Below are 979 nucleotides of genomic sequence, written 5' to 3'. Positions count from 1 at the left end.
GGAGTTGGGCGGTCGTGGCGCCGGCGGCGCGGTCGCGGTAGCGAGCCAGTTACGCCACTTCGGCCAGCGCGACCGCCGAGAAGGACGTGACGGCCGTGCGCAGTCCGCTGCCGTCGGCCGCCGCGGACGCGTACCGGTGCACCAGGGTCGGCCGGTTCGGGGCGATCCTCAAGGCCTCCGCGTGCTCGGGCGGGGGAGTCTCCCAGGTCACGGAGGTCCGGTCGAAGCCGGTCGGGTCCGTGCTCCGGGCGCCGACCGGGAAGGTGAGGGAGGACGGGGTCTCGACCGGCCGACCGGGCAGCATGGCGTGGCTGCCACGCCGGTCGGTGGCGACCAGACCGTCCCGGCGCAGCACCTCCAGCGCCTGCCGTACGGTCTCCCGGCTGACCTGGAAGTGCTCCGCCAACTGCCGCTCGCCGGGCAGGCGTTCACCCGGCGGGATGGTGCCGTCGTGGAGCTCGCCGAGCAGTTGGGTGGCGACCTTCCCATAGAGGGGCTGGTCGTCGGCGGTCGGGTGATGGGGGGTGGTGCGGGCCATGCCGCGCCTCCTGTTGGTGACAAGACTGAGAGCAGAACTGGTGACAAGACGTAGCCGTGCGGGCTCGTTGCGCGACCAGATCTAGCATTGGTCTAAACCACCAGGGAAGGGCGGCAGGGCAGTTAGGCCGAAACCGACCCGCGCCGATCACTCCTCACAGCGCGCCGTACAGGGCCTCGATCAGGGCCATCTTCCTTGGGTCGTCGGCGATATGCGGCCCCATCCGGTTCATCACATAGCCCAGCGACACGCCCGCGTCCGGGTCGGCCAGGCCGCAGGAGCCGCCGAAGCCGTCGTGTCCGAAAGCCTGCGGGTCAGGACCGTACGAGCCGTTCGCGCCACTGAGCCACACGCCGAGCCCGATCTCCGTCTGGTGCGCGAAGCCCGCGCCCAGCACCAGGTCACGGCAGCTGCCCGGGCCCTCGCGCACCCGCTCGGCCG

1 protein-coding gene and 1 pseudogene are annotated in these 979 nt (G+C 71.7%); both read right to left on the bottom strand.

Annotated features, from left to right (window positions below):
- Nucleotides 1-52: 52 nt before the first annotated feature.
- A pseudogene (locus R6V09_RS53865) lies at nt 53-538 on the bottom strand (GntR family transcriptional regulator); the annotation flags it as partial.
- A 154-nt stretch (nt 539-692) separates the two neighbouring features.
- On the bottom strand, nt 693-979 hold a 287-nt coding region (locus R6V09_RS53860; protein ID WP_317888655.1), incomplete at its 5' end, for a serine hydrolase.

Origin of the sequence: Streptomyces sp. W16 (genome assembly GCF_033194735.1) — a bacterium.
GTDB lineage: Bacteria > Actinomycetota > Actinomycetes > Streptomycetales > Streptomycetaceae > Streptomyces.
This window is presented reverse-complemented; position numbering and strand designations above follow the sequence as displayed.